General features: G+C 60.8%; 22 protein-coding genes and 1 tRNA gene. 12 read left to right on the top strand and 11 right to left on the bottom strand.

The window, feature by feature from the left end; translation table 11 throughout:
* Positions 1–80: 80 nt before the first annotated feature.
* Positions 81–1,238 (bottom strand): glutamine-hydrolyzing carbamoyl-phosphate synthase small subunit, encoded by a 1,158-nt coding sequence (gene carA / locus V7Q10_RS10190; protein ID WP_333868983.1) that lies wholly within the window; start codon positions 1,236–1,238, stop codon positions 81–83.
* A gap of 175 nt (positions 1,239–1,413) precedes the next feature.
* Here carA and V7Q10_RS10185 point away from each other — a divergent pair, with 175 nt between their 5' ends.
* The gene (locus tag V7Q10_RS10185; RefSeq protein ID WP_333868982.1) at positions 1,414–1,866 is read left to right on the top strand and encodes a GatB/YqeY domain-containing protein; all 453 of its coding nucleotides are present in this window, start codon (positions 1,414–1,416) and stop codon (positions 1,864–1,866) included.
* Positions 1,867–2,021: 155 nt separating this feature from the next.
* Here the strand turns inward: V7Q10_RS10185 and V7Q10_RS10180 are convergent, their stop codons facing one another.
* From V7Q10_RS10180 to lipB, 4 genes are all read right to left on the bottom strand, one after another.
* A complete protein-coding gene (locus tag V7Q10_RS10180) occupies positions 2,022–2,504 on the bottom strand; it encodes a DUF2244 domain-containing protein (RefSeq protein ID WP_333868981.1) in 483 nt (160 codons plus the stop codon).
* Between the two features lie 103 nt (positions 2,505–2,607).
* Positions 2,608–4,278: a cytochrome c oxidase subunit I gene (ctaD, locus tag V7Q10_RS10175; RefSeq protein WP_333868980.1), complete on the bottom strand. Its 1,671-nt coding sequence runs from the start codon at positions 4,276–4,278 to the stop codon at positions 2,608–2,610.
* 279 nt (positions 4,279–4,557) lie between these two features.
* The gene (locus V7Q10_RS10170; protein WP_333868979.1) at positions 4,558–4,995 is read right to left on the bottom strand and encodes a c-type cytochrome; all 438 of its coding nucleotides are present in this window, start codon (positions 4,993–4,995) and stop codon (positions 4,558–4,560) included.
* 105 nt (positions 4,996–5,100) lie between these two features.
* Positions 5,101–5,760, bottom strand: a complete 660-nt coding sequence (gene lipB, locus V7Q10_RS10165) for a lipoyl(octanoyl) transferase LipB (RefSeq protein ID WP_333868978.1) — start codon at positions 5,758–5,760, stop codon at positions 5,101–5,103.
* 155 nt (positions 5,761–5,915) lie between these two features.
* Between lipB and V7Q10_RS10160 the strand changes: the two genes are divergently transcribed.
* A tRNA-Leu gene (locus V7Q10_RS10160) sits at positions 5,916–6,002 on the top strand.
* Between the two features lie 184 nt (positions 6,003–6,186).
* On the top strand, positions 6,187–7,566 hold the full coding sequence (locus tag V7Q10_RS10155; RefSeq protein WP_333868977.1) for an amidase family protein: 1,380 nt from the start codon (positions 6,187–6,189) through the stop codon (positions 7,564–7,566).
* On the opposite strand, the gene V7Q10_RS10150 is transcribed toward V7Q10_RS10155, so the two are convergent.
* On the bottom strand, positions 7,563–8,258 hold the full coding sequence (locus V7Q10_RS10150; RefSeq protein ID WP_333868976.1) for a GntR family transcriptional regulator: 696 nt from the start codon (positions 8,256–8,258) through the stop codon (positions 7,563–7,565). The two genes, V7Q10_RS10155 and V7Q10_RS10150, sit on opposite strands and share 4 nt — an antisense overlap.
* Before the next feature lie 248 nt (positions 8,259–8,506).
* Here V7Q10_RS10150 and V7Q10_RS10145 point away from each other — a divergent pair, with 248 nt between their 5' ends.
* From V7Q10_RS10145 to V7Q10_RS10110, 8 genes are all read left to right on the top strand, one after another.
* On the top strand, positions 8,507–9,487 hold the full coding sequence (locus V7Q10_RS10145; protein WP_333868975.1) for an ABC transporter ATP-binding protein: 981 nt from the start codon (positions 8,507–8,509) through the stop codon (positions 9,485–9,487).
* A 49-nt stretch (positions 9,488–9,536) separates the two neighbouring features.
* Positions 9,537–10,808: an ABC transporter substrate-binding protein gene (locus V7Q10_RS10140; RefSeq protein WP_333868974.1), complete on the top strand. Its 1,272-nt coding sequence runs from the start codon at positions 9,537–9,539 to the stop codon at positions 10,806–10,808.
* A 61-nt stretch (positions 10,809–10,869) separates the two neighbouring features.
* Positions 10,870–11,724 carry an ABC transporter permease gene (locus V7Q10_RS10135; protein ID WP_442885855.1) on the top strand — a complete coding sequence of 285 codons (855 nt, stop codon included), beginning with the start codon at positions 10,870–10,872 and terminating at the stop codon, positions 11,722–11,724.
* Positions 11,724–12,563, top strand: a complete 840-nt coding sequence (locus V7Q10_RS10130) for an ABC transporter permease (RefSeq protein WP_333868972.1) — start codon at positions 11,724–11,726, stop codon at positions 12,561–12,563. Before V7Q10_RS10135 ends, V7Q10_RS10130 begins: the two co-directional genes overlap by 1 nt.
* Entirely contained in the window at positions 12,563–13,216 is a 654-nt protein-coding gene (locus V7Q10_RS10125; RefSeq protein WP_333868971.1) for an aspartate/glutamate racemase family protein, read from the top strand. The genes V7Q10_RS10130 and V7Q10_RS10125 overlap by 1 nt, the downstream gene beginning before the upstream one ends.
* Before the next feature lie 17 nt (positions 13,217–13,233).
* Entirely contained in the window at positions 13,234–14,136 is a 903-nt protein-coding gene (locus tag V7Q10_RS10120; RefSeq protein ID WP_333868970.1) for a polysaccharide deacetylase family protein, read from the top strand.
* A 74-nt stretch (positions 14,137–14,210) separates the two neighbouring features.
* On the top strand, positions 14,211–14,423 hold the full coding sequence (locus tag V7Q10_RS10115; RefSeq protein ID WP_333868969.1) for a hypothetical protein: 213 nt from the start codon (positions 14,211–14,213) through the stop codon (positions 14,421–14,423).
* Positions 14,416–15,333 (top strand): CobW family GTP-binding protein, encoded by a 918-nt coding sequence (locus tag V7Q10_RS10110; protein ID WP_333868968.1) that lies wholly within the window; start codon positions 14,416–14,418, stop codon positions 15,331–15,333. The genes V7Q10_RS10115 and V7Q10_RS10110 overlap by 8 nt, the downstream gene beginning before the upstream one ends.
* Positions 15,334–15,341: 8 nt before the next feature.
* Here the strand turns inward: V7Q10_RS10110 and V7Q10_RS10105 are convergent, their stop codons facing one another.
* From V7Q10_RS10105 to V7Q10_RS10085, 5 genes are all read right to left on the bottom strand, one after another.
* Positions 15,342–15,518 (bottom strand): hypothetical protein, encoded by a 177-nt coding sequence (locus tag V7Q10_RS10105; RefSeq protein ID WP_333868967.1) that lies wholly within the window; start codon positions 15,516–15,518, stop codon positions 15,342–15,344.
* Positions 15,519–15,637: 119 nt separating this feature from the next.
* Positions 15,638–16,210: a pyridoxamine 5'-phosphate oxidase family protein gene (locus tag V7Q10_RS10100; RefSeq protein WP_333868966.1), complete on the bottom strand. Its 573-nt coding sequence runs from the start codon at positions 16,208–16,210 to the stop codon at positions 15,638–15,640.
* Positions 16,197–17,237, bottom strand: a complete 1,041-nt coding sequence (locus V7Q10_RS10095) for a lipocalin-like domain-containing protein (RefSeq protein WP_333868965.1) — start codon at positions 17,235–17,237, stop codon at positions 16,197–16,199. Before V7Q10_RS10095 ends, V7Q10_RS10100 begins: the two co-directional genes overlap by 14 nt.
* Complete coding sequence (locus V7Q10_RS10090) at positions 17,227–19,617, bottom strand: ABC transporter permease (protein WP_333868964.1); 2,391 nt, start codon at positions 19,615–19,617, stop codon at positions 17,227–17,229. The genes V7Q10_RS10095 and V7Q10_RS10090 overlap by 11 nt, the downstream gene beginning before the upstream one ends.
* The gene (locus tag V7Q10_RS10085; RefSeq protein ID WP_333868963.1) at positions 19,614–20,264 is read right to left on the bottom strand and encodes an ABC transporter ATP-binding protein; all 651 of its coding nucleotides are present in this window, start codon (positions 20,262–20,264) and stop codon (positions 19,614–19,616) included. Before V7Q10_RS10085 ends, V7Q10_RS10090 begins: the two co-directional genes overlap by 4 nt.
* Before the next feature lie 427 nt (positions 20,265–20,691).
* On the opposite strand from V7Q10_RS10085, the gene V7Q10_RS10080 reads away from it, so the two are divergent.
* Positions 20,692–21,795 (top strand): ABC transporter ATP-binding protein, encoded by a 1,104-nt coding sequence (locus tag V7Q10_RS10080; protein WP_333868962.1) that lies wholly within the window; start codon positions 20,692–20,694, stop codon positions 21,793–21,795.
* Positions 21,796–21,847 lie beyond the last annotated feature (52 nt).

Genomic DNA, 21,847 nt, shown 5'->3' with positions numbered 1-21,847 from the left:
ATAACGGACATCTTGCCTCCGGACGGTCAGATCACTCTGCGTCCGAAGGGTTAATCTTTGCTTAAGATCAGGCGGCGTCTTTAGCCGCGGCGCGCGCGCATGGCGGTGGCAAAGCGGTCAAACAGATAATAGCTGTCTTGCGGGCCGGGCGAGGCTTCGGGGTGGTATTGTACCGAAAACACCGGCTTGCCCTCGACCGCGATGCCGCAGTTCGATCCATCAAACAACGAGACATGGGTTTCCAAAACACCCTTCGGCAGGGTCTGGCTGTCAACGGTAAAGCCATGGTTCATCGAGGTAATTTCAACCTTACCCGTGGTGAGGTCTTTCACCGGATGGTTGGCGCCATGATGGCCGTGGTTCATTTTCACCGTGGTCGCCCCCAGTGCCAAGGCAAGCATCTGGTGGCCCAGACAAATGCCAAACACTGGCAGATCCTTGGCCAGAACGCCCTGAATCATCGGCACCGCATAGGCCCCCGTCGCCGCCGGATCGCCCGGACCGTTCGACAGGAACACCCCCTCTGGGTTCAGGGCCAGCACATCTTCGGCGGTTGCGGTTGCGGGCAAGACGGTGACATCGCAGCCGGCCGAAGCAAGGCAGCGCAGGATATTGCGCTTGGCACCGTAATCAATCGCCACCACGCGCAGGCCGTCGCCCTGACGTTTGGTATAGCCCTCGGGCCAAGCCCAAAGCTGTTCGTCCCAGCGGTAGGATTGTGTGCAAGACACATCCTTGGCAAGGTCGAGCCCAACCAGACCTGCCCAAGCGCGGGCCTTGGCAACCAAAGCGCCGACATCAAACTTGCCGTCAGGATCATGCGCCAAGGCGACATGTGGCGCGCCTTGTTGGCGGATGGCACGGGTCAGGCGGCGGGTGTCGATGCCGCCCACGCCAATGCGGCCCTTCGAGGCCAGCCAGACCTGCAAATCCGAAGTCGAACGCCAGTTTGACGGCTCGGTCGGATCCCATTTCACCACCATGCCGGCGGCGACAGGGGTTGCGGTCTCGTCGTCTTCAAGATTGACGCCGGTGTTGCCGATATGGGGGAAGGTGAAGGTCACGACTTGGCCGGCATAGGACGGGTCTGTCATGATCTCTTGATAGCCGGTCATGGCGGTGTTGAAGACCAGCTCTGCCACTGTCTCTCCAACAGCGCCGAAGCCTTTGCCGTAGAACACCGAACCGTCAGAGAGGGCGATGCAAGCGGTCGGATGGTCTTTGGTGGAGGTGGGCATTGTGGCGACTCCCATTGGCAAAATCTGCCGGACACTAGTTGCGCGGGCGGCAAGGGTCAAGGGTTTGCGGCAAATGGATTTTACAACAAAATCAATGCGTTGATATTTGGCGGCTTGGTTGCGCGAAATCTGGTGCGGGTGTAGGATCGCGGCAATGATTTAAGGAGTGCGAAAGATGGAGTTGCGCGAGCGGCTAGGGGCGGCGGTGAAGGATGCGATGCGGGCCAAACAGGCCGAGCGGCTTTCGACGCTGCGGATGATGACGTCTGCGATCAAGGATCGTGAAATTGCCGCACGCGGCGAAGCGGGAGAGATTGGCGAGGCCGATCTGCTGGCGCTGTTTGGCAAGATGGTCAAGCAACGCCAAGAAAGCGCCAAGGCCTATGCCGTAGGCGGGCGGCCAGAGTTGGAAGCCAAAGAGCTGACCGAGATCGAGGTGATCTCGGAGTTTTTGCCGCAGCAGTTGGAGGCGGAGGCGGTGAGCCAAGCAATCGCCTCTGCGATTGCCGAGGTTTCTGCCAGCAGTATCAAGGACATGGGCAAGGTCATGGGCGTGCTGAAGGCGAAATACACCGGGCAGATGGATTTTGGCGCGGTGGGTGCTTTGATCAAGGCGCAGCTGGGCTGAGGCTTTGGCGATTTAGGTTTTGCAAAAAGGCATGGCATTTGGCCGTGCCTTTTTTTTGGCCTTGCGCGCGGGGCTGCGGGGGAATGGGGGTTTCACACCCCCAAAGCCCTGCGGGCTTTCCCCCCGTGGGATATTTTTAGACAGATGAAGACGGTTTAGCGGTGGCGTTGCAGGGCGTCTTGCAGTTCGCCGCGCAATTGCAGGCGTTCGGCGGGCGAGAGGAAGGCACCGAGTTCAACCTCGCGCGGGCCGCCTTGCAGGGTCAGGTAGTTTGGCACCGGACCAGAGCTTGCATGCAGGATGATGCGGACCCAATGCGGATTGGCGGCCCAGGTTTGCACGCCTTTGCGGCCATGATGGGTCAGGGTGAGTTCGGTTTCAGACAGGGTAAGGTCTTCGAGGATTTCGCCGTCGCGAAAGCTGCGGTTGAGCGCCCACCAGATGCCGGCGATGGCGGCCAGCAGAAAGGGCAGCAGGCCCCAAAGCGCCATGGTGCCGATCAGGGCTGCCAGCGGCAGGGCGATCAGGCTGATGGTGATTGACAAAAACCACACCATGCCGCGGCGGGGCAGGCTGCGATAGGGCCAGAGATGCAGGTGAGTTTCACCGTTTTGAGGGGGGAGCCATTCGTAGGGCATGGGGCTTTGCTTTGATCTGCGGGGTTGCGTCCAAGGTAGCGCGGGGCGGGTTAAAAAAAAGCCCCGCATCGCTGCGGGGCCTTTGATTGTTTTGCCGCTGGCCTTAGTGGCCGTGGGCGTGGTCCCAATCTTCGCGCTTTGGCAGCTGCTCGAAGGTATGTTCGGGCGGCGGGCAAGGCAGGGTCCATTCCAGCGTGTCGGCGTATTCGTTCCAGTAGTTGTTCTGGGTGATCTTTTTGCCCCAGAGCAAGGAATAGAACACGATGCCGATGAAGAACAGGAAGGAGGCGAAGGACAAGAAAGCGCCCAACGACGACACATGGTTCCAATAGGCGTATGCCTCTGGATAGTCGATGTAGCGGCGCGGCATGCCTTGGCGACCCAGGAAGTGTTGTGGGAAGAAGGTCAGGTTGGCGCCGATGAACATCGCCCAGAAGTGCAGCTTGCCTGCCCATTCAGGATACTCGCGGCCCGACATTTTGCCAAACCAGAAGTAGATGCCGGCAAAGATACCGAACACGGCGCCCAAGCTCATCACATAGTGGAAGTGCGCGATGACATAATAGGTGTCGTGATAGGCGCGGTCCACGGGGGCTTGGCTGAGAACGATGCCGGTGACGCCGCCCACGGTGAAGAGGAACAAGAAGCCAAAGGCCCAGAGCATTGGGGTTTTGAACTCGATCGAGCCGCCCCACATGGTGGCGATCCAGGAGAAGATCTTAATGCCGGTTGGCACTGCGATCACCATGGTCGCCAGCATGAAGTAGGACTGCTGGGTGACCGACATGCCGACGGTATACATGTGGTGCGCCCAGACGACAAAGCCCAGAACACCGATGGCAACCATTGCGTAGACCATTGGCAGATAGCCAAAGATCGGCTTTTTCGAGAAGGTCGAGATCACCTGAGAGATGATGCCGAACGCCGGGATCACGATGATGTAAACTTCGGGGTGACCAAAGAACCACAGGATGTGCTGATAGAGGATCGGATCGCCGCCACCAGCGGGGTCGAAGAAGGTGGTGCCGAAGTTCCGGTCGGTCAGCAGCATGGTGATCGCGCCTGCCAGAACCGGCAAGGACAGCAGGATCAGCCAGGCGGTCACGAAGATCGACCAGCCGAAAAGCGGCACTTTGTGCAGGGTCATCCCCGGCGCGCGCATGTTCAAGAAGGTTGTGATCATGTTGATCGCGCCCAGGATCGACGAGGCACCCGACAGGTGGACTGCAAAGATCGCAAGGTCCATCGAATAGCCGCCTTCACGCACCGAAAGCGGTGGGTAAAGCACCCAGCCGACGCCCGAACCCAGCTGATCATCGCCACCTGGCGACAACAGCGAGGCCACGGCAAGCGAGGTGCCCGCAACATACATCCAATAGGACAGGTTGTTCATCCGCGGGAAGGCCATGTCTGGCGCACCGATTTGCAGCGGCATGAAGTAGTTGCCAAAGCCGCCAAACAGCGCCGGAATAACCACAAAGAACATCATCAAGATGCCGTGCGCGGTAACAGTGGTGTTCCAGAAGTGGCCGTTCGGGGTGCATTCGCGTGTGGCGTCTGCGACAAAGCGCATCCCCTCCATGCACATGTATTGCACGCCGGGTTCCATCAGCTCCATCCGCATATACACGGTGAAGACCACCGAGATAAAGCCGACTAGCGCCGAGGTGAACAGGTACAGAATCCCGATATCTTTATGGTTCGTCGACATGAACCAGCGGGTGAAGAACCCGCGTGTGTCATGATCGTGGCCATGGATGGCTGCGTCGGCCATTGGCATCTCCCGTTATCATTGCATCTTCTCCGCGCATGGCGACGCCATAACGGATTACAAGACCTGTTTAGTTTGCAGGCGGGGCTAGGGCAATGTCTGACTTTGATCCAGATCAATTTTTCCCGCAGATTTTGCGCGATTTTTACACGGTTTCGGCCGCTTGGCCCTGCCTGAGACGCAATGTCGCAGAGCGGGATATGCGGCGTTTTGTCGCCCAAGCAATAGAAAACCGGCCGCGCGTTTTCACGCGGGCCGGTGTCATTTGCGGCTGTACGCTTCTTATTGCGCGGGTTTGACCGAGGCCAGATAGGCCGCCATGTCTTCGCCGCCCGAGGTCAGCTTGAACGCCATCTTGGATTTCGCCTTGGCGTCGCCGGTTTTCTCTTTCAGCCAAGCGGTCGGGTCTGCGACGTAAACCGCAAGGCTCGCTTCATCCCACACCGAGCCATCCGCGCCCGCGGCTTTGATCGAATCGCCGTAGTTAAAGCCTTCAAGGCTGCCGATCTGACGGCCAATCACGCCGTAAAGATTCGGGCCGACTTTGCCGCCTTTGACGATCGCTGTGCCATCATCGGCCACGATCGAATGACAGGCTTTGCATTTCTTGAAATCAGATTCGCCCTTGGCGGCATCACCTGCAAAAGCAGGGGCAGCAAGCAGGGCAAAAGCAAGCGCGGGAATCAGGCTGTGTTTGGTCATGGTGTCCTCATCAAACATATGGCGGGGCTTTGGTCTGATCGGCAAACCAATACGCCCTTGGCAGGCGGTCAGTTTGCCGTGTTGGGCTGGAAAATGCAAATGTCGGATGGTCGCAGGCAGCGCCTAGGGAAAAAACCGGGGAAATGTCGTCATCAGCGCCGCGTCCAGATCGGCAAGGGTGACAGGCAGGCCCAGATCAACAAGCGAGGTGACGCCATGTTCGCGGATGCCGCAGGGCACAATGCCCGAGAAATGCGACAAATCCGGTTCGACATTGATCGAAATGCCGTGAAAGCTGACCCATTTGCGCAGCTTGACCCCGATTGCGGCGATTTTGTCTTCGCGCAGGCTGCCATCTGGATTGGGGGCAAGATCGTGGCGCACCACCCAGACGCCAACACGGCCGCTGCGACGCTCGCCGCGCACATTGAACTCGGCCAAAGTGGCGATAACCCAGTTTTCCAAGGCACAGACAAATTGGCGCACATCGCGGCCACGGGTGTTTAGGTCCAACATCGTATAGGCCACCCGCTGGCCGGGGCCATGGTAGGTATATTGGCCGCCGCGCCCGGCCACAAAGACCGGAAAGCGGTCGGGGTCGGTCAGATCCGCGCTTTGGGCCGAGGTGCCTGCGGTATAAAGTGGCGGGTGTTCCAGCAGCCAAATCGCCTCGGGGGCGGTGCCTGCGGCAATCTCGGCAACACGGGCCTCCATCGCGGCCAGAGTTTCAACATAGGGGGCAAGACCTGCCAGATGCTGCCATTCGACCCGATCTTGTGCCATTTTGCCCCGCCTCTCGCTGCCGCGCTGTCAGAAATGGCCCGCCTTGACGGCGATTGCAACCACGCTGCGGCGCAGAGTTTGAAACCTATGCAGAATCCCTCTTTTCATCGGCAAGATCTGTCGCTAGATAGCCCCCATCCTAGCCGGATCTAAGTGCGGATGTGGCGGAATTGGTAGACGCGCAGCGTTGAGGTCGCTGTTCTTTAATCGGAGTGAAGGTTCGAGTCCTTTCATCCGCACCAATCCGGCAGGGATTTAAACAGAATCATGGCCTTGGCCGCTCTTGCGCCCCGGTTCTGCATCCCCCATCAGAAAATCATCTATCCTTGGGCGCAAAGACGGCTTTGCCTTGCCGCTTTGGGGTTCTCTTTTCGGTGCAGGCGCGGCAGGCTTGTGCAGAGCCTGATTTTGCACATGGGGGCCCCGATGCCGCAGCTTTACAGCCTGACCGCAACCGAAATGCGTGCAGCCCTTGGCGCGGGGGAGACCTCGGCGCGCGCGCTTGTGGCTTCGGCCTTGGCGCGCGTTGATGCGGTGAACCCGCGGCTGAATGCGATTGTGCAGCGCTGCGACGAAGAGGCTTTGGCCCAAGCCGATGCGCAGGACCGCGCCTTTGCCGCAGGCGAAGTGCTGGGTCCGATGGCGGGGGTTCCGGTGACGATCAAGGTGATCACCGATCAGGCGGGATTTGCCACCACCAATGGTTTGCGCCTGCAACAGGGGTTGATGGCGACCCAAGACAGCCCCGTGGTGGCCAATCTGCGCCGCGCGGGGGCGATCATCATTGGCCGCAGCAATACGCCTGCGTTTTCCCTGCGCTGGTTTACCCGCAATTCCCTGCATGGGGCGACGATCAACCCGCGCAATCCAGACCTGACCCCCGGCGGATCTTCGGGTGGGGCGGCGGCCGCGGTGGCCAGCGGCATGGGGCCGATTGGGCATGGCACTGATATTGCCGGATCGGTGCGCTATCCGGCCTATGCCTGCGGCGTGCATGGCCTGCGCCCCTCGCTTGGGCGGGTGCCTGCGTTCAATGCCACGGGGGCGGATCGCTTGATCGGGGCGCAGTTGATGGCGGTTTCGGGGCCGATTGCGCGCTCGATTGCCGATTTGCGGCTGGCGCTGACGGCGATGGCGGTGCCCGACAGCCGCGATCCTTGGTCAATGCCGGTGCCGCTGATGGGCCCTGCCGCGCCGCGCCGTTTGGCGCTGTGTCTCGCGCCCGAAGGCATGGTGGTGGACCCTGCCATTCGCGCAGCGCTGCGCCAAGCCGCCGATAAGGCCGAAGCTGCGGGCTGGCAGGTCGATGAGGTGCAACCGCCGCCCTTGCGCGAAGCCGTGGCGGTGCAACTGCGCCTTTGGCTGGCCGAGATGCGCCGCACCGGTGGCGCCGCGATCTATGCCGAGGGCGATCCTGACGCGATTTTTGTTTATGAAAACCTGTGCCGTCACGCGCCCGAACCCGATCTGAACGGCTTTATGGACCTGTTTGCCACCCGCTCGCGCTTGGTGCGGCAATGGCGGGCGTTTTTTGCAGACTACCCCGTGCTGCTGTGCCCGGTTTCGGGCGAATTGCCCTTTGCCGATCACCGCGATGTCGCCTCGCAAAGCGATTTCGATGCGGTGATCGAGGCGCAGACCCTGCAAATCGGCCTGCCTCTGATGGGGCTGCCGGGGCTGACGGTGACCACGGGCGCGCTGGGCAATACGCCCTTCGGGGTGCAGCTGGTGGCCGATCAGTTCCGCGAAGATCTGCTGCTGGATCTGGGCGATCTTCTTGGCGCCGACATTCCCGTGGTGGGCTAGGCCTGCCGCAAGATATCGCGCAGCGACCCGCCGACCTGCGGCTTTTCACGCAGATCAAGGTTGGCCAAAAGGTCCACCAGATGCCCCTTCATCAGGTCTTCGGCCCGCGCGCCGTCGCGCGCGGCAATGGCGTCGGTCAGCGCGTGATGCGCGTGGCTTTCGCACAGCGCCTGCGGGCGACGCCAATAGAGCGCCACAATCAAAGACGAGCGCGCCACAAGCGTCGAGATCATCGCAGCGATGGTGGCTTGATCCGCCAGATCGGCAATCGCCATGTGATAAAGCCCCGACAGATAGACCGCCTTGCCCAGATCGCCCGCCTGCAAGGCCTGATGCTCTGCCGCGATATGTTTGTGCAACAGCTTGACAGCGGCAGGCGTGGCACGCTCTGCCGCCGAACGCGCGGTGCGGGGTTCCAACAGGGCGCGGGCCTCAAAGACCTCACGCGCCTCGCGCACCCCCGGGTCTGCGACAAAAGCACCACGATTGCGGATGATCGTCACCAAGCCCTCATGCGCCAAAGCCTGCAAGGCGGTGCGGGCAATCGAACGGCCCACACCAAAGACATCGCTGACCTCGTCTTCGACCAGTTTCGACCCCGGCGCCACGCGATGCGCCAAAATGGCCCGCCGCAGCGACCCCACGATATCGTCTGAACTGGGATTAAGCGGCAGATCGGATTGCAGAAGCATGGGTCTAAATCACCTTTGGCATGGCTCTGTCCTAAGATGATTCCCCTCAAAAGCCAACAGCCGCGCCTTGTCGGCAGTTTTATGATAAATTGTAGACAATTTGAGATTACTTTGCGGGCAATGTGAAAAGTTAGTGCCGCGTAAATAAGCGGATAAAGTTTTCCGGCCAAGCAAGAAGGGCGCAGGCTTGCCACGACCAAGGCTGGCACCGCCATGATCACCTCAAGACCTGAATTTGGGGGATAGGCGTGCGCACTTTGCTTGATTTGGAACTTGTGGCTCTGACCAAACGCTATGGCAGCACGGTGGCTGTCGATGCGGTCAGCCATCTGTTTCCAAGTGGCAGCTATGTCTGCCTGCTGGGGCCTTCGGGCTGCGGCAAATCGTCAACGCTGCGGATGATTGCGGGGCATGAGGCGGTCAGCGATGGCGCGATCATTCTGGCGGGCAAGGATATCTCGAAGCTGCCGCCCGCCCAGCGTGGCACCGCGATGATGTTTCAAAACTATGCGCTGTTCCCGCATCTAAGCGTGATCGACAATGTTGCCTTCAGCCTGAAAATGAAGGGCGTCGAGAAGCCCGAGCGGCACCGTGCTGCCGCTGAAATGCTTGAACTGGTGGATATGGCGGCGATGGCGCAGCGGATGCCGGCGCAGCTGTCAGGCGGCCAACAACAGCGTATTGCGCTGGCCCGTGCGCTGATCACCAAACCGCAGGTGTTGCTGCTGGACGAGCCTTTGTCGGCACTGGACCCCTTCTTGCGCATTCGGATGCGGGCCGAACTGAAACGGTTGCAGCGCGAATTGGGCATCACCTTTTTGCATGTCACCCATGGCCAGGACGAGGCCTTGGCTCTGGCCGATCAGGTGGTGGTGATGAACAACGCGGTGATCGAACAGGCGGGCTCGGCGCGCGATGTGTTCAACGCCCCCAACACCGAATTTGTCGCGCGCTTTATGGGCGGGCATAATGTGCTGACACTTGCAGGCCAAAAACAAGCGCTGCGCGCCGACCGCACCCGCCTTGCCCGCAGCGGCGAAGGCCTGCCCGCCACGGTCATCTCTGTGGAGTTTCAAGGCGCGCACGTCGCCGTGGGCCTAAGTGGCACGACCGGCGGCGAGTTTACCGCTTTGGTCCCCGAGGCCGATTTCTACGCAGATCCTTTCGCGCTGGGCGATGCCGCGGTCGCGGCTTGGTCGCCCCAGCATCTTCATTCCCTAGCCAAGTGAAACCCTTCGGGAGCAACCCGAGATAATTTTAACCAACAGAGGACTTAAAATGTCGAAACCAAAGATTTCCTACAGCCGCCGCTCGATCCTGAAAGGTGCTGCCGCTTTCTCGGCGGCCTCAACGCTGTCTGCGCCGATGATCTGGGCGCAAGATATCAAAAACGTCACCCTGCGCCAGTTTGGCACTGGCGTGTCGAACCTGAACGATGCGGCGGTGAAGGTGAAAGAGGATCTGGGCTTTACCCTAGAGATGACGGCGCTGGATTCCGACAGCGTGACCCAGCGCGCGGCAACCCAGCCCAAAAGCTTTGACATCGCCGATATTGAATATTGGATCTGCAAAAAGGTCTGGCCAACCGGCAATTTGCAGGCGATGGACACCAGCAAGATCAAACTGTTCGACAAGATCTCGCCGATTTTCACCACTGGCAAGCTGACGCCCGAAAGCGTGGTGGCCCAAGGCACCGCACCTTCGACGGTGGGTTTTGTTGCCGATCAGGGTGCCAAGGAATTCGCCCCCGAGGTCACAAATTGGATGACGCTGATCCCCACGATCTATAACGCCGATACGCTGGGCATCCGCCCCGACCTGATTGGTCGCCCGATCGAAAGCTGGGCCGAATTGCTGAACCCTGAATTCAAGGGCAAGGCCTCGATCCTTGATATTTCGTCGATCGGGATCATGGATATGGCGATGGTCTGCGAAGCCATGGGCGAGATCAAATATGCCGACAAAGGCAATATGACCACCGATGAGATCGACAAGACCATCGCGATCTTTATCGAAGCAAAAAAGGCTGGCCAGTTCCGCGCATTCTGGAAATCCTTTGACGAAAGCGTCAACCTGATGGCTTCGGGCGAGGTGGTTATTCAGTCGATGTGGTCGCCTGCAATCACCGCTGTGAAATCGCAGGGCATTGCTTGCGTTTATCAGCCGCTGAAGGAAGGCTATCGCAGCTGGGGTGGCGGTTTGGGTCTGTCGGCCAACCTTTCGGGCATCGAGCTTGAGGCGGCTTATGAATATATCAACTGGTATATCTCGGGCTGGGTTGGCGGTTATCTGATGCGCCAAGGCTATTATTCGGCGGTGCCAGAAACCTCGAAAGAGTTCATGGACGCAAACGAGTGGGGCTATTGGTACGAAGGCAAGGCCGCGACCGGCGATATCACCAGCCCAACCGGCCAGAAACTGGCAAGTGCTGGCGATCTGCGCGATGGCGGGTCTTACAGCGACCGTATGGGCAAGGTCGCCTGCTGGAACGCCGTGATGGACGAAAACCAATATATGGTGCGCAAGTGGAACGAGTTTATCGCCGCTTGATCTGAACCTTTGGCCGCCCGTTGCTGGGCGGCCGCTTTTTTTCTGGATGATCCCTATGGCGATGCCCCGTTCTAACACGGCCACCGGATGGCTGCTTGCCGCCCCGCTGACGCTGGTGCTTGCCGCCTTTTTGGTGCTGCCGATCGTGATGATCGTGATCGTCAGCTTTTGGGGCGCGACCGAGTTTTCGATCTATCCCGCCTTTGAATTCGACAATTACAGATACCTGTTCGGGTCATCTGTTGCATGGCAGGTCTTTGGCACCACCTTTCGCTACGCCTTTGTCACTTGGGCGCTGACGCTGAGCATCGGCTTTACCGTCGCTTATTTTCTGGCCTTTCATGTGCGGACGCTGACCTGGCAGATCACCTTGGCGCTGATCTGTACCGTGCCGTTCTGGACCTCGAACATCATCCGCATGATCTCTTGGATCCCGTTTCTGGGCCGCAATGGCATTGCCAATTCAACACTGTTGTCGATGGGCGTGATCGATCAACCGCTGGAGTGGTTGTTGTTTTCCGACTTTTCGGTGCTGCTGACCTTTGTGCATATCAACACGTTCTTCATGATTGTGCCGATCCTGAACACGCTGCTGCGGATCGACAAATCGCTGATCGAGGCTGCGCGCGATGCAGGCGCCACCGGCCCGCAGATCTTGTGGAACGTGATCCTGCCGCTGGCCAAGCCCGGCATCATGATCGGCACGATTTTCGTGCTGACGCTGGTGATGGGCGATTTCATCACGGTGCGCTTCATGTCGGGCAGCCAATCGGCCAATGTCGGGCGGCTGATTTCAAACGACGTCGGGCTTTTGCAATACCCCTCGGCTGCGGCCACTTCTGTTGTGCTGCTCTGCACGGTGCTGATCGTGGTGGCGGGGCTGTTGCGGCTTGTCGATATTCGCAAGGAGTTGTGATGGAACAGCGGTCGCGGTCTTTCTATGTTTTGGCGAGTTTTTTCGGGCTTTATGTGCTGTTTCTATACGGCCCCACGATCACCATTGGCATCTTGTCGTTTCAGGGGCCCGGCGGCGGGCTGACCTTTCCGATGCGGGGCGTTTCATTGCATTGGTATGACGAGCTGTTTCAGCAACAGGCGGTGGGCGATATCTGGGGCGCGTGGCGGCGCTCGGTGGCTTTGGGGCTGATGGTGATGGTGACGACCGTGGTCGTCTCGGTCATGGGCGGGCTGGCGTTTCGCAAGCGGTTTCGCGGCTCGGGCGTCTTGTTTTACCTGATCATCACCAGCCTGACGATCCCTTCGATCCTGATCTCGCTGGGGGTTGGGCTGATCTTTTCGCAAAGCGGGCTGGATGTGCATTGGTCCACCTCGGCCTTTGGCGCGCAGCTGACATGGACCTTGCCCTTTGGTCTGCTGATCATGTTTGCAGTGTTTAACCGTTTTGACAAAAGTTATGAAGAGGCCGCCCGCGACCAAGGCGCAAGCAATTGGCAAACCCTGCGCCATGTGGTCTTGCCGATCATCGCGCCCAGTTTGATCGGCGTGGCGCTGTTTGGTTTTACCCTGTCTTATGACGAGTTCGCCCGCACGCTGCTGACGGCAGGCAGCTATAACACCCTGCCGTTGGAAATCTTTGGCATGACAACCAATGTCACCTCGCCGGTGCTTTATGCTTTGGGCACGCTGACGACGGTGTTTTCGCTGGCGGTGATCGGGATTTGCCTTGGCTTTGTGCTGATGGCGCAGCGCAGACGCGCGCGGGCGGGCTCTGATGCGGGTAAGGGGCTGGTCTGATGCGCTTGCTGGTGATCAACCCAAATGCCACCGCTTCGATGACGGAAAAGATCGCAATCGCCGCGCGTGCCGCGGTGCCTGCGGGGGTAGAGGTGACTGCGCTGACCAATCACGCCGGGCCTGCTTCGATCCAAGGGCCTGCGGATGGATTGGCTGCCACGGCGGGGCTCTTGGATCTGCTGCGGGGCGCGCAGGCCGATGCGATTGTGATCGCCTGCTTTGACGATACCGCCTTGGCCGAGGCGCGCGCGCTGGCCAATGTGCCGGTCGTGGGTCTGTGCGAGGCCGCCTGCCACGCCGCGATGATGCTGGGCAAAGGCTATTCCATTGTCACCACGCTGTCGGTTTCTGTGCCAGTGATCGCGGAAAATCTGCAAGCCTACGGTCTTGCCACGTCCTGCCTGCGCATCCGCGCCAGCGAGGTGCCGGTGCTGGACCTTGAACGCGAAGGCAGTGCGGCCGAGGCCAAGATCTCGGCTGAAATCGGGCGCGCGGTGTCCGAGGATCACGCGCAAGCCATCGTGCTGGGCTGCGCTGGCATGGCCGATCTGGCCCGCCGACTGTCTGATGCCCATGGGCTGGTGGTGATCGACGGCGTGGCTGCGGCTTGCGGCATGGCGGTGGTCTTGGCTGGGCTGACGGCAAAATCATAACTCAAACGGAGGACGCGATGACCAAGAAAATTCTCTGCGGCTTTGGCACCGATATCGACTCGGTTGCGGGCTGGATCGGGTCTTATGGCGGCGGCGACAGCCCCTCGGACATTCAGCGCGGAATTTTTGCCACCGAAGTCGGTGTGCCGCGCCTGCTGCGTCTGTTTGACAAATACGCGATGAAAACCAGCTTTTTCATACCCGGCCACAGCCTTGAAACCTTTCCCAAAGAGATGGAGATGATCGTCAAAGCCGGTCACGAAATCGGCGCGCATGGCTATTTGCACGAAAACCCCGTGGCGATGACGCCCAGCCAAGAAGAAGACGTTCTGGTCAAATCCATCGAGCTGATCGAGGCGCTGACAGGGCAAAAGCCGCGTGGCTATGTGGCGCCTTGGTGGGAGATGTCGGCCTCGACAGCGGCACTTTTGCTGAAATACGGCTTTGACTATGATCACAGCCAAGGCTACCGCGATTTTCTGCCGTTTTATGCGCGGGTGGGCGATGCGTGGAACGTGATTGATTATTCCAAACGCGCGGCCGATTGGATGCATCCCTTAAAGCATGGCCATGAGATCGACCTTGTTGGCATTGCGGCCAATTGGTATGTCGATGACCTGCCGCCGATGATGTTTATCAAGGGCGCGCCGAACAGCCACGGCTTTGTAAACCCCCGCGACATCGAACAAATGTGGCGCGATCAGTTCGATTGGGTTTACCGCGAGATTGACTATGGCATCTTCCCGATCACCATTCACCCCGATGTTTCTGGCCGCCCACAGGTGTTGCTGATGCTTGAGAGGTTGATCGACTATATCAACAGCCATGCCGGCATCGAATGGGTGCCCTTCGAGACCATGGCCACCGATTTTCGAGCGCGCTTTCCCTTTGAGGGCGCCGCCCGCCCGCCGTTGATCTGATGTGTTCGGGTTGCGGGGCGCCGCCGCTTGCGGGCCATTGGACAGATGCAGGCGGGGCGAGTGCGGCGGACCGTTTGCGTATCAGGGCGGCCCGCGCGCAGGTCTTGGCGCGGGTTTTGGCGCCGCATGGGCTTGGGGTGCGCGACGGGCTTTTGGTGCCGGGGCTGACGCTGCTGGCTTCGGGCGGGCGGCAGGCTTTGGTGGCCGATCTGGATGCGCTTTGGGCGGCGGCGGCGCGGCTGAACGGGCAGGGCGTTGACCCTTTGGCGGGGCCGATGGGTGGCTGATCTGATGCGCCTGACGATTTTGGCGGGGTTTTTGGGCGCGGGCAAGACCACATGGCTGCGCCATCAGCGCCATATCGGGGCCTTTGCCGACTGTCATATCATCGTCAACGAAGCCGCTGACCAAGCGATTGACGATCTGCTGTTGCAAGATACCGCCCGTCTTAGCCTGATCGCGGGTGGCTGTGTCTGCTGCGATGCCCGCGATCGGCTGAAACGGGTGCTGCATCAGATCTGCGATGCCCAAAGCACAGGGCAGGGGCCAAGCGAGATTTTGCTGGAAACAAGCGGCTTGGCAGAGCCTGCGGCGATTGTGGCGATGTTGGCGGCAGATCCGATCTTGCAGCGTCACATTCGGCTGCAAGAGGTGATTGTGCTGGTTGATGCGCGTGAAGCGCCTGCCCAGATTGGCCGCGAACCGCTGTGCCGCGCGCAAATCGGCGCCGCAGATCGGATCATCCTGACCAAGATTGATCAGACGCCACAGCCCTTGCATGCGCTGCGCCTTGGTCTTGCGGCCCTTGCGCCAGCCGCCAAGGTTACGGCCGCTGTGCAGGGCGTCGCCGTGGATTTGCCAGCGCTTGACCCCAAGGCGCAACCCCTGCGCTGGGCGCAGGCGCGCGGCGCACCGATCATCGCGCATACGCTTGATCTGACGGGGGTTGATTGGCCCAGCCTCTCGGTCTGGCTCTCGGCTTTGGTGCATCAGCACGGAGAAAATATCTTGCGGATCAAGGGGATCGTTGACACCCCCGCGGGCAGTCTTTTGCTGCAATCCGTTGGCCGCACCATTCAGCCGCCCGAGCAGCGCAGCGACCCGCCGGGGCGGTTGGTGGTGATTGGACGCGGCACCAGCCTTTGCGCGCTGACGGCCTCGTTGCGCCTTTGGGCGGGGCTGGCGGCCCCCGACTGAGTGCGGGGCTATTTCTTGCTGCGGGCTGATTTCTCTTCCTTGGTCATCTTATTGTTCCAAGCGTTGTTGCTCAGCCCCAATTCGCGCGGCAGCGGTTTTGTCTTGCCGACACTGACCGCACCGCCCTTTTTCAGAAACTCCTGAATAAGCGCGTCATCGGTGGTTTCTTTTGGCACATGTTTCATTGTCACACCCCTTCGCTGCAAAGGCGCGATGGTCGCGCGCCATATTCGGTGAACCAAGTCCCCCGACGCCCAGACTATGGCGCAGCGCGGCGGGCGCGTCCATGGCCTAAGCCTGACCGCTAGGGCGCAAGCCATTGTCCCTGCCACAGAGTTTCGCGATCAAAGCGGGCGCGGCGGTGCTCTGGCCCCAGATAAACGGCGTCAATCGCCCAAACCGTGCAGCGCAGCACGGCAAAGCTGTCGGCATCGGGGCGTTTCTCATAGGCCAAATCCGTTGCAATCGGCTGGCCGGGGCGGGGGAGGGTGCCATAGCTTTGCCGCGAGGGATCGGGCACCCGCGCCCAGATCGCCGCCACCTCGGGGCCAGACAGAACCTGAACCTGCACCGACAGGCGGCTTTGCAGCTGCATCTCGGCGTCCCAAATATGCAGGGCGGCGCGCGCGCAGTGGCGCAGGGCGGCGACCTTGGCCGAATAAAGGTCGGTGTGCAGATCCAACGTTCCAGCCACAGGATCAGCCGCGCGCAAGACCACGGTGCGGGCCTCGGGCCAGCCATCTGGCGACAGCGTTGCCAAGGTGGGATGGCGGGCAGGGGCCTGCCGATTGGCCACCCCGTGCAGCAGTCGCGCCCAAACCTGCGCGTGCAGGCCGGTCAGATCAGCCGCCCAAGCCTGCGGATCACTTGTCATCATAGCCCGTCATCTCCAAATATCCGACGCCGCTGTGGCTGCCTGTGATGGTGATCGGCCCCTCCCAATAGGGCACCGAGGTGGTCATCCAAGCGTTTGGGTTCAGCGCGTCAATCGTCACATCTACCCCGTGGTCTGGCAAGCGCAGTTGCCATTTGGTCGGCAGATCGCGCCCCGCGATGCGCTGGCGCATCAGCGGTTGGGCGCTAAAGGCGCCATCGGGCAATGCGGTCGCCGTGCCATCGGCGGCAATCCATGTGGCCGAGGTGTAATCGCTTGCGCCACGCAGCACAAAGCCCATCAGCTTGTCGCCACTGTCAAAAGACAGCGAAAACCAATCCCAGCCGCGCTGATCTGCGGCCAAGGGCTGCGACGACCATTCGCGGTCAAGCCAAGCCGTGCCGGTGACCGCAACCGGCCCTTCGGGCAGGGTGATCTGGCCTGCAACCTGAAAGAAAGGTTGCGAATAATACTGGCTTGCCTGCCCTGCGGCGGATTTCACCGAATAGCCGTTTTGCCCGTGCAGCACCAAAGGCCCTTTGGCGTCAAGTTGCAGATCATAGCCGAAATCGCTGCCGCTGGCCTGCATCTGCAAGTGATCGAAATCGGGGCCCTGCAAGGCCCAATCGTCGATCCAAGCGGCAAAAGGGGCGGCAGTTACGCCCGCTTGACCAATGCCGCCGCGCCCCAAACGCTCGGCCACGAAATGCGCGGTTGGCGTGGTCAGGGCGGCATGGCCCATCCAGATCTGTGGGCTGGCAAAGCCCTGCGCCTGAAACGGAGCAAGCGCGGTGCGAAACAGCGTCCACTGCGCGCCATAAGCCGTGCCATCGGGGCCGGTCAGGTTGGCGGTGACATACCACCATTCGATGCGAAAGCTGGGGTGGGCGGCGTGATCGGCGGGAAACTGCAACCTTGTGTTGGGCGAAGGCTGCGCAAAATCGCCCGCCGTGGCGCCAAGCCCTGCAAAGCCCTGCGCCAAGGCTTGGCAGGGCAGCAAGATCGCCAATAGAAACGCCTTAACGTTCATTGCGAAACACCCCCAAAAGCGCGACCGGCGGCATCCGCCACAGCCGCCACGCAGGCCAAGCTGCCGCCACCGCCGCCGCCGTCAGCGCAAAGCCTGCCAGCCGCAGATAATCCAGTGGGAACAGATACATCGGCAACCGCCAGCCAAAGGCCTCGACATTGACAAAGGCAAGCAGGGCCCAAGCCAGCGCCAGACCCAAGGGCAGCGCCAGCGCGCCGGTCAGCGCCGCCAGCACCACGGCGCGCAAAAGATCCAGCAGCGCCAGCTTGCGCCGCGTCATCCCCAAGGCCCAAACCGGCGCAAGCTGCGGCAAGCGCAGGGCTGCCAGCGTCAAAAGGCTCATCAGGATCGCAAAGCTCGCCACCGCCAGCGTCAGAATGTTCAGCGCCGTGGTCACCACAAAGGTGCGCTCGAACACCGCCAAGGATAACGCCTTTATCGCGGCCTGATCGACAATCGCAGGGCTGGCAAGCCCCAGATCGGCCTGAAGGCTGGCGCGCAAGGCGGGGATTTTCGCAGGCTCAAGCCGCAGGCCAAAGCGCAGGGCGGTGACGGCGGGGAACTGCTGGCGAAACAGCGGTTCGGTCAGAATGACTTGGCCAATCGGGTTGCCATAATCGCCGTAAATCCCCAACACCGGCAGGCGAAGCCCCGCGCCAAGTGGCACCAATGCCCCCAGATCAAGGCCCGCGCGGCGGTAAAGCTGTTCGTTGATCAACACGCCCTCGCCGCGCGCCAAGGCCTGCCAGACATCGGGCGTGGCGCGCAAAAGCCGCCAATTGTCGCGGTAGGTGGCATGATCGCGCGCGCCGTAAATCTGTGCAGGCTGCCCCGCCACGGCTTGCGAGGTGGATAAGATCGGCAAGACCGCATCGACGCGTCCCTCGCCCTCGAGCGCCTGAATGGCTTGGGCTTGGGCGGCGTCTTGGGCGGTGACGTAAAGCTCGGAGGCCAAGCGCTGATCCAGAAAGCCGATGAAGGTCAACCGAAACGACGAGACCATGGTTGAAACCCCAACATTGGCCGCCATCGCCAGCAACAGCGCCATCAGCGCCAGTGAAAGTCCGGGCAGTTGCTGGCGGCTGTCGGCCCAAAACCACTGCGCTACGGGGCCGCGCGCCAGCGCCTCGCCCCAGCCGATCAGCCGCGCCAACAGGGGCGGCAGGGCCAGCGCGCCGCCAATCAACAAGGCCCCCAGCATCGCAAATCCGGCCAGCAAGCCCTGACCCCAAAGCGCAATCGCCGCTGCCAGCGTCAAAAGCGCAAAGGCCGCCGCCGCCAACAGCGGGCCGCGCTGTGCTTGTGCCCAAGCCTGCGGTTGCGCGCTTGCCAGCAGCGGCATCCGCGCCAGTGACCACAGCGCCCCGCCCCCCGCGATTGCGGTGCCGCCAAAGGCAATCGCCAGACCTGAAAGCCACCAGATCGGCTGCAACGACAGCTGCCCCGAGACATCGGCGCCATAAAGCCCGCGCAGCGTCGCCGCCACATCGGGCAGCAAGGCCGCCGCAATCACCAGCCCAAGTGCGACGCCGATGCTGCCGCCTATCAGGGCCAAGCTTGCCAGTTCCACCGCCATCAGAACAATCAACCGCCGCAAGGGCGCACCCAAGGCCCGCAGGCTGCGCAGCATCGCGCGGCGCTGCTCAAACGCCAAACCAATCGCGCCATGCACGATGAACAGCCCCACCGCAAACGACAGCAAGCCAAAGGCTGTCAGGTTTAAATGAAAGCTGTCGGTCAGCTTGGCGATATCGCTTTCGGCCTGCGGCTGGGTCAGCATCAGAGCGGGGGCCACCTGTGCCAAGGGCTGGCGGCTTAGCGGCTGGTCGGGGGAGAGGATCAGCCGGTCAATCTGGCCTTCGCGGCCCAACAGGCGCTGGGCAATGCCGATGTCGGTTACGGCGGTATTGGGGGCCAGATCTGGCGTGGCAATGGTTTGCGCGCCAGTTTCGGCCAGCTGGGCCAACGTGTCTTGGCGGGCAAAGATCTGGCCGTTGCCTGTGAAAAACGCCCCGATATCGCCGCCGCTGATCACGCCCGCCGCCGCCATGCCTGCGGGGGCGGTCAGCGGGTCGATGCCGATCAGCCGCACCGCGCCAAAATCGCCCTCGACCACCGGCGAGACCAACCAGCCCGCGCGCCGCAAGGCGACATAGCTTTGCACTGTGATCGGCTGGCCGGTTTTCGTGGTAATCTGGGCAAAGCGTGCCTCGCCCAAAGTCGCGGCTGCGGCGTCATAGCTGGCGCGGGCCTCGGCATTTATCGCCTGCACCCCAGACCAAAGCGCCGTCCCCAAGGCCAGCCCCGCAAGCAGGGTAAACAGCTGCAACGGATTGCGCCGCCAATGGCCCAGCAGGGCCGATAGGATCGCCCTGTTCACGAAATCTGCCCCGCGCGCAGATGCAGTCTGCGGTCCAGCCGTGCCGCCAAGCGCTGCGAATGGGTGACAAGCACCAGCCCCGCGCCGGTCTCGGCGACCAATTCGCACAACACATCAAAAACCGTGTCGGCGGTGGTTTCGTCCAGATTTCCCGTCGGCTCGTCGGCCAGCACCAGCGCTGGTTTGGGGGCAAGCGTGCGGGCAATCGCGACGCGCTGTTGTTGGCCACCTGACAGTTGTTCGGGGTATTTGTGCAGATGATCTTGCAGGCCCAAGCGCGCGGCCAAGGCCTGGGCCAGATCGGCGTCAAAACAGCCCGAAAGCCGGGCTTGAAAGGCGATATTGGCGGCAACTGTCAGCGAGGGGATCAGGTTGAACTGCTGGAAAATCACCCCAACCGTGCCGCGCCGCAGGCCTGCGCGGCCTGCGTCATCAAGCCCGGTCAGATCGGTGCCATTGATCGCCACCACACCGCCGTCGGCACTGTCGAGCCCACCCGCCAGATGCAACAGCGTGCTTTTGCCCGAGCCAGACTCGCCGGTCAGCGCCAGCATCTCGCCCGCGGCCATGTCAAAAGACACCCCGCGCAACACGGCAGTTTCGGCCTTTGGATAGGTTTTGGTAACGTCTTGCAACCGCAGTAACATCTGATTTCCCTTTCGTTTAGAGATAGCCTGCATCGCGCCACGGGAAAGGCTTTGACTGCAGAAGCTGTGCGGTTTTTTGGCGCGCTTGATTTGACCAAGCGGTGAAAAACGCGACGCGTCTGTGTCAGGCGTGCCGCTGATTCCAATGGCATATTCTTCTTTGGGGGAATCAAAACTGCGCTTGCGCCGCATTGCGGCAAGCCTCAGCGGAAAACCGCTCTTGCCGTAAGGGAAGCTGCGCAGCCGAATGGTCTGCAAAATGCTTGTAAAGTGGCGTTCTGGACTAAGAAGACGGCGTTATTTGCCCAATCGGTCGGCAATCTGCGTGCGATTGATGTCATGCGCATTCGGGAATTGCCTTTGTCGCTCTGGATGCATAGCCTACGACCAAGCGCAGGAAAACTGCCGGACACATGGGGAGATTGGCGTGGTTGCATCCAGCCCGAACGACGCTTTCGTCGCGTTTGAACACGTTCAGAAAAGTTATGATGGCGTTCAGCTTGTCGTGAAAGACCTGAACCTTGCGATTGGCAAGGGCGAGTTTTTGACCATGCTTGGGCCATCAGGCTCTGGCAAGACAACGTGTCTGATGATGTTGGCGGGGTTTGAAACCGCCACCAATGGCGAGATCAAGCTGGATGGCGTCAATATCAACGAAGTGCCGCCGCACAAGCGCGGCATCGGCATGGTGTTTCAGAATTACGCCCTGTTCCCGCATATGACTGTGGGCGAAAACCTTGCCTTCCCACTGGAAGTGCGCGGCATGGGCAAATCCGAGCGCGACGCCAAGGTGAAGCGCGCTTTGGATATGGTGCAGATGGGCGAATTTGCCAATCGCCGGCCGGCACAGCTTTCGGGTGGCCAGCAACAGCGGATCGCTTTGGCGCGGGCCTTGGTGTTTGATCCCTCGCTGGTGTTGATGGACGAACCCTTGGGCGCTTTGGACAAGCAGCTGCGTGAACACATGCAGTATGAGATCAAGCGCCTGCACGAAAGCCTTGGCATTACCGTGGTTTATGTGACCCACGATCAAGGCGAAGCCTTGACGATGAGCGACCGCGTCGCGGTGTTCAACGATGGCCGCATCCAGCAGCTTGCCTCGCCTTCTGATTTGTATGAACGCCCCGACAACAGCTTTGTGGCGCAGTTCATCGGCGAGAATAACAAGCTGCCGGGCACGATTGAAACGATCAATGGCGATCATTGCACCGTGCGTCTGGCCAATGGCGAAGTGATTGATGCGACCCCGGTGAACGTGTCTGAAAAAGGCGCGCAGACGCTGGTTTCGATCCGTCCCGAGCGGGTGGAATTCAAAACCGAGATGATGCCGGAAGGTGCGCATACCATCGACGCCGAGGTGATGGAGTTCATCTATATGGGCGATCTGTTCCGCACCCGTCTGCGGGTTGCAGGTTCGGACGAATTCGTGATTAAATCGCGCAATACCATGGGGCAGCGCATGCTGCGTCCTGGTGAGAAGATCAAGATCGGTTGGGCGCCACAAGATGCCCGCGCGCTTGATCCAATGTAAGGCCCCAGCTTTGGGGTGTGCTGCAAAGGACGCAGCCTGAAATATCGTCCTA

Origin of the sequence: Cypionkella sp. (assembly GCF_036782355.1) — a bacterium.
GTDB lineage: Bacteria > Pseudomonadota > Alphaproteobacteria > Rhodobacterales > Rhodobacteraceae > Cypionkella.
The sequence above is the reverse complement of the archived record's forward strand: the minus strand, read 5'-3'. Positions and strand labels throughout refer to the sequence as shown.